The organism is Rhodanobacter sp. Soil_C_14, from assembly GCF_057657335.1.
This window is the reverse complement of the sequence record NZ_JBDGIQ010000005.1, coordinates 30,712-43,043: the sequence shown is the minus strand read 5'-3', so window position 1 is coordinate 43,043 and position 12,332 is coordinate 30,712. Positions and strand designations below refer to the sequence as shown.

Genomic DNA, 12,332 nt, shown 5'->3' with positions numbered 1-12,332 from the left:
GTTTCCGCACCACCACGGAGTGCATCGCATGAGCCGGACGGAGCACGAAGCGGTCATCCTCGGGGGCGGTCTGGCCGGCCTCTGCCTGGCGCTGCAGCTGCGTGGCGAGTTCCCGGACATGGACATCCTGGTGCTGGAGCGCAACCGTCATCCGTTGCCGGTGGCCGCGCATAAGGTCGGCGAATCCACGGTGGAGATCGGCGCGCACTACTTCGACCACACGCTGCGCCTGCGCGAACACCTCGATGCGGCGCACATCCGCAAGTTCGGCCTGCGCTACTTCTTTTCCGAAGGACGCGACGACATCCAGAACACCACCGAACTGGGCGTGAGCCGGGTGCTGCCGATCCCCAGCTACCAGCTCGACCGGGGCATCTTCGAGAACTTCCTGGGCGAGGAGGCGCGACGGCGCGGCATCGACTTTCGCGACGGCGCCACGGTCAGGGGTTTCAGCCTGGGCGAACATGGCGGTGCGCACGAGGTGCGTTTCACCGACGACAAGGGCGAACAGACCGTCGCCGCACGCTGGCTGCTCGACGCCTCCGGTCGCGCCGGCCTGCTGCGTCACCGGCTGCAACTGACCGTGGACAACGGCCACCACGCCAACGCGGTGTGGTTCCGCATGGATACCCGACTGGACATCGGCCGCTGGAGCGACGACGCCGAATGGGGCGCGCGCTGCACGCCGGCCGAGCGCTGGCGCTCGACCAACCACCTGATGGGTGCCGGCTACTGGGCGTGGCTGATTCCGCTGGGCTCGGGCGCGCATTCGGTGGGCATCGTCTGCGACGCGGCGATGCATCCGCTGGACGGCATGCGCGATTTCGAGCACGCGCTGCGATGGCTGCAGGAAAAGCAGCCGGCGATGGGCCGCGCGATCGCCGCCGAGCGCGATCGCCTGCTCGACTTCCGCTTCCTGCGCGACTACTCGTTCAGCAGCAGCCGGCTGTTCAGCGCCGATCGCTGGGCGCTCACCGGCGAGGCGGGCAGCTTCCTCGATCCGTTCTACTCGCCCGGCAGCGACTTCATCGCGATCAGCAACACCTACATCACCGGGCTGATCGGTCATGACCGCGCCGGCCACAACCTCGCGCCCTACGCGCACTTCTACGAAAAGCTGTACCTCTCGTTCTACGACAGCACGCTGACCCTGTTCCGCAAGCAGTACCCGCTGTTCGGCAACCCCGAGGTGCTGTCGGCCAAGGTGATCTGGGATTACGCGTACTACTGGGGCGTGCTGTGCCAGCTGGTGTTCCAGCAGCGGCTCACCGACCTGGCGTTCCTCGGCGAAATGCGCGCGGAGCTGGAGCAGGCGCAGGCGCTGAACAGCCGCATGCAGTCGCTGTTCCGCCACTGGCACGCCGCCGCCGGCAGCCACAGCCGGCGCGAGATGCTCGACCAGTGCGCGCTGGCATGGTTCGGCGAACTCAATGCGACCCTGCACGATCCGCTCGACGAAGCCGGTGTCCGCGCCCGCCTGCGCCATAACGTGCGCATGCTCGATGGCGTGGCCGATGCGCTGGTGCTGCAGGCCAGCGCCAGCGACCCGCGCCTGCACGCACCGATGTCGGGCCAGCCGCGCCCACCGCTGTTCAGGGCGGTGGCGTAGCCGGTCAGCCCATGCCGCCGTTGACGCCGATCACCTGGCCGTTGATGTAGGCGGCCGCGTCCGAGCACAGGAAGGCGACCAGGGCGGCGACTTCCTCCGGCTTGCCCGCGCGCTGCGCCGGCACCACCTCGCGGATGCGCTCGGGCGGAAACGCCGCGTCGGCCATACGCCCTTCGATCACGCCGGGCGCCACCACGTTGACGGTGATGCCGCGCGAAGCCATCTCGCGCGCCAGCGACTTGCTGGCGCCGTGCAGCGCGGCTTTCGCGGCCGCGTAGTTGGTCTGTCCCCGATTGCCCAGCTGGGCGGCCACCGAGCTGACCGATACGATGCGGCCGAAGCGCTGCCGCGCCATCGGCAGCAGCAGCGGCTGGGTCACGTGGAAGAAGCCGTGCAGCGAGACATCGATCACCCGATGCCACTGCTCGTCGCTCATGCCGGCCATCGGCGCGTCGTCATGGATGCCGGCGTTGTTGATCACCGCGTGGATCGGTCCTTCGGCCAGCAGCGTGTCGAGCGCGGCGCGGGTCACCTCGGCGTCGGCGACGTTGAATGCCAGCGCCTGCGCACGGCCGCCCGCGGCGACGATCGCGGCCGCGATGCCCTCGGCGCGGGTCAGACTGTGGTGGCCGTGCACGATCACCTGCCAGCCGGCCGCGGCCAGCGCCTGGCAGATCGCGCCACCGAGTTCGCCGCTGCCGCCGGTGACCAGCGCGCGGCGCAGACTCGCAGGTTCGCTCATGACTTTCGTCCGCTCAAAAGCGCGAGTCTAGCGCAGCGCGTGGCCCCCTTCAGAACGTCACTTGCAGGGTCATCCGCACCGCATGGTCGCTTTCACGACCGGCCAGCACGCCGTCATATCCGGCACGCAGGCTGGTGTGCCGGGACAAGCCGGCGTCGATGCCGAGCTGCACCAACGCGGCATTCGCCCGCAGCGGCACGCCGCTGACGGTGAAGCGTTCGCCATCGGCGAAACGCTGCTGCGCCAGCGGCACCAGGTCGCCGAATGCGTGTCGCCAGCCGAGTGTGGCGTACAGCGACACCGGCGTCGCGGCGCCGTCCGCCAGTTGCCACAGGCCACGCACGCCGAGCGTGCCGAGGCTGACCTCGGTGGTTTCGCCCGCGCTGCGCAAGGCGGTGACGCTGCCTCGCTCATCGACCTGGCCGGTGTATGCCGCCACGTGCGCCAGGTTCACGAACGGCTGCACGCTGCCGTGCGCGCCGGTGTAGCGGTAGCCGCCTTCGAGATACGCCTGGCGGGTACGCCCGTGGTAGTCGGCGCGCAAGGTCCCCGGCAACACGGCATCGACGTGGCGCGTGCTGCGGATGTCGTGCCAGCTTTCGGCCACGCCGCCATCCAGCGACCAGCCGTTCCAGCGGCCGCCGGCGTACATGCCCAGGTGCCGGTTCTTCACGTAGGCCGAGCTGTCGAGCGCGGTGACGTCCAGCGCATCCTGGCCTTCGCCGGCGGTGATGCCGGCACGCAGCCAGTCGCCGATCGGCGCATCCACGCCGAGCAGGATGCCGCTGCCATGGCCCTGCATCGATGATGCATTGCCGTCGCCATCGGCGTGGCCGGAATGATTCCAGCCGTGCATCCAGATCGAACCCGCGCTGGCGCCGACGGCGCGGGCATGATCCTGCGCGGTGTCCGCGCGATGCAGGCGGTCGCCCATCGCCTCGCGCACGAAGCGGCTGTCCTGCAGCAGCGCGGTGCGGGTCGAGGCCAGCGATTCGCCCGACCACTGGCCGAGTGCCGCGCGGGTGGTGGTCACGTCCTGGCTCAGCAAGCCGTCGTACAGCCCGCCGCCACCCTGGTGTTCCACCGCATTGCCGGTGGCGCACTGGTTGGCGGTGACCGTCACCGCGCAGAAGTCGACGTCGTTGCGGCTCAGCGTCAGCTGCACCGCGTTGGCCAGGTAGTCGAGCCTGGGATCGAGGAAGGCCAGCGTGGTGGTGACCGCGCCGAACTGGCCCTCGACACCGCCGGCGGCGGTGAGGATGGTGTAGGTGGTCTGCGTCGTGTAGCTGCCGTCGCTGGCCAGGTTCAGCACGGAACCGCCCTGCAGCGTGGCGTGTCCGGTCACGGCAAGCAGATCGCTGTTACCGGCTGCGTTGGTCTCCACTTCATAGGACGCGCCGCTGCGGATCGTCACGTCACCACTGGCCGAAAGCGTGCCGATTGAATGACCCGGTGCCAGCGTGCCGGCCAGGTCCAGGTTGCCCAGCGTGCCGCTGCCCGACAGGCGCGTGCCGGCGTCCATGGCCAGCGAACCGCCCAGCGTTCCGTCCACCGCCAGGCCACCGGCCAGGACCTCGGCGTCGCCGCTGAAGCCATGGTTGTCGCCGCTCAGGGTCAGGGTGCCGGCACCGGTCTTGCCCAGGCTGCCGCCACCGGAAAGGGCAGCGGCATAGCTGCCATCGACCGCCTGGTCGAATACCAGCGCGCCGTGATCGACGATGTCGCCCTGCACGCTGGCGGTGTCGCCGCGCAGCGTGCCGGCACCGATCGTGGTGCCGCCGGCGTAGCTGTTGGCACCGGTCAGGGTGAGCACGCCGGCGCCATCCTTGACCAGCGCGCCGCTGCCGGAGATCGCGCCGGCAAACGCCACGGCATCGCTCCGATCGAACACCAGGGTGCCGTTGTTCGTCACCGCACCGCTGCCCAGCGAACCGCTGGTGCCGCCGTCGCCGACCTGCAGGGTTCCGGCCTCGATGACGGTGCCGCCGCTGTAACTGTTGGCGCCGCCCAGCAGCAGGCTGCCGCCACCCAGCTTGTGCAGGCTGCCGCTGCCGGAAAGCTGGCCCGCGTAGCTGCCATCGGTCGCCTGGTCGAACACCAGCACGCCATGATCGACGATGTCGCCCTGCAGGCTGACCGTGTCGCCGCGCAGCGTGCCGGCATGGATCGTGGTGCCGCCGGCGTAGCTGTTGGCGCCGGTCAGGGTGAGCACGCCGGCGCCATCCTTGACCAGCGCGCCGCTGCCGGAGATCACCCCGGCAAAGCCCACGGCGTCGCTCCGGTCGAACACCAGCGTGCCGTCGTTCGTCACGGCGCCGCTACCCAGCGAACCGCCGGTGCCGCCATCGCCGACCTGCAGGATGCCGGCACGGATCGTGGTGCCGCCGGCGTAGCTGTTGGCGCCGGTCAGGGTGAGCACGCCGGCGCCATCCTTGACCAGTGCGCCGCTGCCGGAGATCGCGCCGGCAACGCCCACGTCATCGCTCCGGTCGAACACCAGCGTGCCGTTGTTGGTCACCGCACCGCTGCCCAGCGATCCGCTGGTGCCGCCGTCGCCGACCTGCAGGGTTCCGGCCTCGATGACGGTGCCGCCGCTGTAACTGTTGGCGCCGCCCAGCAGCAGGCTGCCGGCACCGAGCTTGCGCAGGCTGCCGCTGCCGTCCAATGCCTGCGCCACGGTGAAGGTGTGGCCGGCATCGACGATGTCGAAGCCGCCGCCAGCGGCGGTCATCGACAATGCGCGCGTGGTGCTGGCGAAGCTGCTGCCGGTCACCTGCAGCACGCCGCCATCGAGCACCAGGGCGCCGCCGGCGTCACCGAGGTTGGCATCGGCGGACACCGACAGCGTGCCGCCGCTGACCGTGGTGCCACCGGTGTAGGTGTTGTTGCCGGCCAGGATCAGGGTGCCGGCGTCGGCCTTGTCCAGGCCGTCGCTGCCGGCGATCACGTTGTTGATCGTGGCCGTCCAGTCCGCGCCGGCGCTGCTGCCGTCGCCGACCCGGATCACCGGCGTCGCGCCCTGGCCGCCGACCAGGGTCAACGTGTCGCCGCCGAGCACATAGCCATCGCTGGCGAACTGCAGGCCGCTGGCGGTGACGGCGCCGTTGCCGCCATCCACCGTCACCGTGCCTGCATCGCCGCCGAAGATGGCAAAGCCCGGCTGCGGCTGCATCGCCGCGTCGACGGAGCCGATGGCATCGGTCCACAACGGCGCGGTCGTCGACCATGTACCGCTGCCGCCGCCCATCCGGGTGGCCGTGGCCTGGCCGTTGGCGTTCCAGAAGTTCAGCGTCAGGCCGGCGGTGTTGAGCAGGTTGATCTGCTTGCTGGCGAGGAGCGTCTGCAGTTGCAGGATGCTGCCGGCCGGCGTGGTGCCGAAGGCAAGACCGCCGTTGCTCTCGACCAGGGCGCCGCCCCAGCGGAACACGTTGTAGAGGCCGGCGCCCATGCCGCCGGCGTCGACGACGTTGAGCACGGCACCGTTCAGCGTGAGGTCGCCGTCGACCTGCACGCTGTCGCCCGCGCCGAAGGTATGCAGGTCCGCGCCGGGGGCGCCGAACTCGTAATCCAGCACGCTGCCGGATGCGGCGCCGAGATTGCCGCCGATGCTGAGCGTGCCGATGGAACCGCCCGGGGCCAGGTGTCCGCCGGACTGCAGCGCGACATCACCGTCGATGCGGCCGTGGCCGCCCAGCGTGGCGCCGCTGTCCACCTGGGTATCGCTGACAATCGCGGCGGAAGCGTGCGCGGCGTCGCCCACCAGCAGGGTGCCACCGCGCAGCTCGGTGAGGCCGGCGTAGGTGTTGACGCCGTTCAGCACCTGGCGGCCGTCGGCCAGCACCAGGCCGCCATTGCCCCCGATGATCCCGGCGAAGCTGTCGTGGGCATCGCTCAGGGTCAGCGTCTGGCTGCCCAGGGTCACCGCGCCACCGCCGCCCAGGCTGGCGATGCTGGCGCCGGCGCTGGTGCCGGCAATGTCGAAGATGCCGTTGTCGGTCAGCCCGCTGGATGCGGCGATGCTGCCTGCGCCGGTCAGTGCCCAGGTGCCGGCCGCGATGGTGGTGCTGCCGGTATAGGTGCTGATGCCGCTGAAGGTGGCGCTGCCGCGGTCGTCGGCAAACACCACGCTGCCGCCAGTGCCACCGGCGATGCCGCCATCTGCCAGCACACCGCCGAAGCTCCAGTTGGAGGCGCCCAGGCTGATGGTGAGCGTCTGCGCGCCCAGCGCCACGGTGCCGTCGCCGTACAGGGTCGCGACCTGGGTTCCCGCGTTCGTCTGCGACAGGTCGAAGAAGGCGCCGCTGGCGATGTTCAGGGTGCCGCTGATCGCACCGTCGCCGGACAGCGCCAGCGTGCCTGCCTCGATGCCGGTGCCCTGGTACGAATTGGCGTGGCCGGTGAGGGTCAGCGTCCCCGCGCCGTCCTTGATGAGGTTGCCGTAACTGGCCGTGGTGATCGGACCGGCCAGGGTGACGTCGAAACCCTGGCTGTCGATGTGGGCGGAATTGGTGATCTCGATGGCACGCGACGAGCTGAACGAGGCGCCGGCCTGCAGCGTGGCATTTCCGATGCTCACCGCGCCGCCGCTGTCGCCCAGGTTGCCGTCGGCGGCAACGGACAGCGTGCCGGCGTTGATGAAGGTGCCGCCGCTGTAGCTGTTTGCACCACTCAGCGTGAGCGTGCCGGTGCCGGTCTTGGTCAGGCTGCCGGCGCCGCTGACGAGGCCCGCGTAGTTGCCGTCACTGGCCTGGTCGAAGACCAGCGCCGCGCCGTCGTCGATATTGCCGACCAGACTGCTGCTGTCGCCGACCAGGGTACCTCCGGTGATCGACCACGTTTGCGCCACAGAGCCGTTGCCGCTGAGCGTCCAGGTGCTGGCGCCGCTCTTCCGGTGGCTGGCAAAGCCGAAGACGGAGCCGATGTCGAAGGTGTTGCCGCCAACGGCATCGACGTCGCCGCCGAGGATGAGGCTGTCGCCGCCCACGCCGGTGCCGCTGCTGCTGATCACGGCGCCGGTGATGCTGGAGCCCGCGCGCAGCAGCAGGGAATTGCCGCCGCCGGACAGCAGCACCGCGATGCCCTGGGTGCCATCGTCGGAGCTGACGCCGCCCACCAGGCTGCCGCTGTTGTCGATCGATGTCTGCCCGTTGGCGACGATGGCCGCGGCGCCGGCGTTGGCACCCTGGCCGTTGCCGCCCTGGATCGTGCCGCCCGCGCGGTTGACGATGCTGGTCGCGTTCGCGATCACGGCGGTTCCGGCGATGATGCCGCCAGTGCCCGCGATGGTGCCGCTGTTGTCGATGCTGACGCCGTCGACGGCGACGATCGCGGTGCCGCCGGTGGTGCTGATGTCGCTGAGGCCGCCTTCGTCGCCGAGGATCGAGGCGCCCGACTGGTTGACGATGCTCACGTTGCCACTGGCATGAATGCCCTGGCCGCCGATGTTGCCGAGATGGAACACGCCGCCGTAGCCGCCTTCGATGATGCCGCCGGTGCGGTTGGTGATGCCGATCTGCTCGCCGCTGGCAGCGGTGGCCGCGATGCCGATGCCACCGGTGCCGCCACCGCCACCGGAGCCGCCGGTGCCGCCTGCGATCCGGCCGCTGTTGCCGATGGTCACGTTGCCGGTGGCCTGGATACCGCTGCCACCGACGCCGTTGCCGCTGAAACCGGGAGCGGCCTGGGCGCCCACGCCGCCGCTCACGCTGCCCGCGTTGTCGATGACGAAGCTCGCCGCACCGCTGGTGGTGGCCGTGATGCCGTGGCCACCAGTGGTGCCGCTGTTGAGGGTAGCGCCACCCATGATGTTGCCGCTGGCCTGGTTGGTGACCTGGCTGCCGTTGCCACCCACGATGCCGGCGCCGGCGATGGTGAAGGCGTCGCCGCCGGCGATGTCGCCGCTGTTGGTGACCTCGCTGCCGTCAGCGGCCAGGTCGACACCGGCGCCGCCTTCGCCAGCGGCGCCGCTGAAGCTGCCCGGACCGCCCGAAGCGCCGCCCGCACCGCCGGTGATCTGGCCGCTGTTGGTCAGGTTGCCGTTCGCGCCCGCCACCAGGATGCCGTCGCCGCCACCGCCACCGCCGCCGCTCCATTGGCCGGTGGCGCCATTACCGCCGTTGCCGCCGGTGATGCTGCCGGCGTTGCCCAACGTGCTGCCATCGCTCAACACGACCAGGCCGGCGCCGCCACCACCACCGCCGCCGCCGATGCGGTCACCGTCGCCGCCGTTGCCGCCATTGCCGCCGGTGATGCCCAGGCCGACACCGAGAGCGAGGCTGGTGCCTGCGGCGTACACGCCGTCGCCGCCACCGCCGCCGCCACCGCTCATGAAGGTGACGCCCGGATCGGTCTGGCCGTCCGCGCCGTCGCCGCCGCTGATCGAGGTGTTGCCGATGGCGGTGGCGCCCACGCTGCCGCCGGCACCGCCGGCGCTGATGGCCGAGCCGCCGTGGCCACCATCACCGCCGTTGCCGTTGCTGCCGGCATCGCCCGCCAGACCGCTGCCACCCTGGCCACCCGTGCCGTTGCCGTTGCCGCCGCTGCCGCCGTAGGCACCGCCGCCCGCGCCACCCGCACCGCCCAGACTGCCGCCCACGGTGGCCCATGCCGGCAGCGGAACCAGGCTGACCGACAGCGCCGCGGCGCAAGCCACCGCCAGCAGGCGGTGCGGCGTGCGGGCGCGCGTGGCCGCGGCGGTGGCTCCACTCCGATGTGGCGTGACAGCCAGTTCCGAAGCCACCTGCATCACGCGCAGGGCGCGGTTCCAGATCAGACGGTAGGTATGGTTCATGGCGCGAGGTCCTTGGCAAGAGAACGGGGCGGCGGTCGCATCAATGCGGTCACCGGAAGAAAGAAACGGGGATAACGCCGCGACGGGGCGACGGCGGGCGTACAGGTCGGCGTGGCCCGGCCCGGAAAGAGTCGATCGGATGTGCGTGACGCAAGGGCGGGCGCTGCGGGGTCGCGGCGCTTGCGGTTTTCGTCCGGCAGTCGCCCGTCAGCATGTCCATTGCGCAGGATCTCCCTTGGTCACTCGGCACCGCGGGCAGCGTGACGCCGGGCGCACCGCAAAGCATAAGCGAAGATGGCTTGCGATGTTCAATCGCGATGGCGGTCAACCGGCTCGCCGGGCAACCTGATCATCGCCGTATTGCGTTTCGATCACGCGCGGTGCGGACTCCGCCGGGTGACGCCGACCCGGGTCACGCCAGCGGGCCGGCGGCTCCCGCATCCGCGATCGACGGCGCGATCGACGGATGGATGACGGCCGCGCGCCCATGGGCCAGCATGCGACCGCGATGCTCGACACGGAACACATACTGCGCACCGCCATCGTCCGCGTAGAGGCATTCGGCATGGACGTCCAGATGACCGTCCAGCTGATCGACGTACTCCTCGAACAACTGCACGTCGCGCAGGCTGACCAGCATGCCCGGCCGCACCTGTTCGTCGCCACGCGCGCGGGCCAGCAGCGCGCCGTGCACGGCCATCGCCTGCGCGCCGTATTCGGCCAGGTGCACCGCATGCAGGCCGTGTTCGCCACGCAGCGGATTGTCGGCGCGCGCATGGCCGGCGCTGGTCGCGTGGATCGTGCGTGCGTCCCACGCGAGCACGGCGTCGAGCAGGCACATCGTGCCCGCATGTGGAATCAGCTTTTCCCAATCACTCTTCGGCAGCATGCGGTGCCATCAGGATCGACAGGCAAAAGTGGAAGGCCACGCCCAGGCTCACGGTGAGGCCGATCGCGCGCAGCACCGGGATCGTGGCCCATGCCAGCATGCCGAACACCAGCAGCGCGGACAGCACGCAGACGATGGTGGCGTGCAGGGTACGCCGCTGTTCGGCGGGGTCGCCGGTATCGCGCTCGAAGAACAGCGCGTAGTGCAGGCCCAGCCCGCCGGCCAGGATCAGCGCCACCAAGTGGAACAGCGAGATCTCGATGCCGATCACCCGCTCAACCGCCAGCACCAGGAAGGTGGCCAGGGTCATCGGCGCCAGCACATGCCAGGCGCGGCGCACGCTGCGCAGCGCGAAGCTGATCGTCAGCACCAGCAGCAGGCTGGCCGCCAGCAGTGCCTGCAGGATGCGCGTGCGGTAGTCGACCACCAGCGATTCGGAGGCGGCCTTCAGATCCAGCAGACGCACGCTGCCCTGGCTGCCGGCGCCCAGCGACCGCAGCGCGGCCACGTCGTGCACGCCGCTGACCGTGCCCAGGCCCAGCCAGTGACCGTCGCGCTCGACCAGCATCGCGGCCAGGCGCTGGCCCAGCGGGGTCTGCGCGTAGCGCTCGGGCGTCAGCGGCGGCAGGCTGCGTGCGGTTTCCACGTCGTCGACGAAGGGCTGGAACAGGTCGGCGCGGAAGGGCAGGCCATGCAGCGCTTCATCCAGTGCACGCTGCAGCGTGGCGCGATCAGGCAGCTTCGCCTGCCGCTCGCGTTGCACCGCGACGCTGGGCAGGTAGCGCGACGGCAGTTCCAGCGCATCGGCGGCATGCTTTGCCACCAGCGCGTCGACTTGGGGCTGCAGCTGCTCCGACAACGCCAGCACGCCCTGCTCGGTCGGCGCCTGCAGCACCAGCAGGTAGCGCACGTCGGGCGCGCCCAGCGCCTCGCGCAGGCGTGCGTCGTGCTGCAGCAGGTCCTGCGGCAGCGGGGTCAGCGCGGCCAGGTTGTTCTGCCAGAACGAACCACGCGCCAGGGCCAGCATCGCCACGATCGCGACGGCGACCAGCAACGGGATCCAGCGCGGCCGCGGCAGCTGGTCGACGAAGCGCCGCGCCCGCGTCAGCCAGGCCATACCGGCCACGTCGCGCACACGCCGAGGCAGCAGGTGCGGCAGCAAGTAGCGCGTGCTGAAGCCGGCCACCAGCAGGCCGACGATGGTGAACACCGCCAGCTGTTTCAGGCCGTTCACGCCGGACGCGTAGAACGCGAGGTAGGCGATGCACGCCGACGCAATCGCGGTAAGCAGCAGCGGCCACAACGCGCGCACGCTCTGCACCGCATCCTCACCGGCGCGGCGATGGCTGAGCACGCGGATCGGGTACTCCTGCGCCACGCCGAGCAGGGTGAAGCCGAACGCCAGGGTGATGCCGTGCACGTCGGGAAACGCCAGGGTCAGCGCCGCGATGCCGGCCAGCGCCGCGCTGGCGATCGGCAGCGCGCCCAGCAGCAGCGAACTGAAACTGCGATAGGCCAGCAGCAGCAGCGCGATGAAACCCACGGTGGAGATGCGTCCGATCCAGTCGGCCTGGTGCCGCGTCTGCGCGCCCACGACCACGCTGAAATAGCCCGGACCGCTGAGATCGAGCTTCGCCGCCGCGCTGCCCGGCAGCGCGGCGAAGGCCTGGCGGATGCCGTCGATGGATTGTTCCTGTGCACCCGGATCGAAGCCCGCGGCCACCGTCTGCACCAGCAGCAGCGCCTCGTCCTGCGGCGAGAACCACACGCCTTCACGCACTTCGGGCGACTTCGCCGGCGCCCACGACTCGGCCAGCTTCAGCACTTCCAGCGTGGGATCGCGAGGCAGCAGGCCCTTCAGCAGACTGGCGGCGGGCGAGGACAGATCGTCCAGGCGCTGTTGCAGCTGATCGGCCAGGTAGGCCTCGTCCAGCGGCTGCGTGTCCAGCGTGGGCGAGAGCAGGAAGCGGTACGGCAACAGGCTGCTGTCCAGCGCGCCGAGATCGAATCCGCCGTTGACCACCTGGCTGTAGCGCGGGTCCTTCTTCAGCGCAGCGAGCAGACCCTGGCTCAACGCGGCCAGTTTTTCGTCGGAGGCGCCGCTGATCGACAGCAGCAGCAGTCGCGAACCCGGGCCCTCGCCGACCTGCTCCATCAGCAGGCGCTGGTCGGGCGTGGTCGGCGCGGGCATGAAGCTGCGCAGGTCGGTGCTGATCTTCAGCCGCTGCGCCACCATCCAGCCCAGCGCGGCCAGCGCCAGCAACCACACGACCAGCAAGGTCGCACGGGCACCGCGGCGCAT

General features: G+C 70.5%; 5 protein-coding genes. 1 reads left to right on the top strand and 4 read right to left on the bottom strand.

Annotated features, from left to right (window positions below; genetic code table 11):
- Positions 1 to 28 precede the first annotated feature (28 nt).
- Complete coding sequence (locus AC3A56_RS12745; RefSeq protein WP_487770577.1) at positions 29 to 1,609, top strand: NAD(P)/FAD-dependent oxidoreductase; 1,581 nt, start codon at positions 29 to 31, stop codon at positions 1,607 to 1,609.
- 4 nt (positions 1,610 to 1,613) lie between these two features.
- On the opposite strand, the gene fabG is transcribed toward AC3A56_RS12745, so the two are convergent.
- From fabG to AC3A56_RS12725, 4 genes are all read right to left on the bottom strand, one after another.
- Positions 1,614 to 2,351 carry a 3-oxoacyl-ACP reductase FabG gene (gene fabG, locus AC3A56_RS12740; RefSeq protein WP_056767948.1) on the bottom strand — a complete coding sequence of 246 codons (738 nt, stop codon included), beginning with the start codon at positions 2,349 to 2,351 and terminating at the stop codon, positions 1,614 to 1,616.
- Between the two features lie 49 nt (positions 2,352 to 2,400).
- On the bottom strand, positions 2,401 to 9,141 hold the full coding sequence (locus AC3A56_RS12735; RefSeq protein ID WP_487770576.1) for an autotransporter-associated beta strand repeat-containing protein: 6,741 nt from the start codon (positions 9,139 to 9,141) through the stop codon (positions 2,401 to 2,403).
- A gap of 412 nt (positions 9,142 to 9,553) precedes the next feature.
- The gene (locus tag AC3A56_RS12730; protein WP_487770575.1) at positions 9,554 to 10,030 is read right to left on the bottom strand and encodes a hotdog family protein; all 477 of its coding nucleotides are present in this window, start codon (positions 10,028 to 10,030) and stop codon (positions 9,554 to 9,556) included.
- On the bottom strand, positions 10,014 to 12,332 hold the full coding sequence (locus AC3A56_RS12725) for an MMPL family transporter (RefSeq protein ID WP_487770574.1): 2,319 nt from the start codon (positions 12,330 to 12,332) through the stop codon (positions 10,014 to 10,016). Before AC3A56_RS12725 ends, AC3A56_RS12730 begins: the two co-directional genes overlap by 17 nt.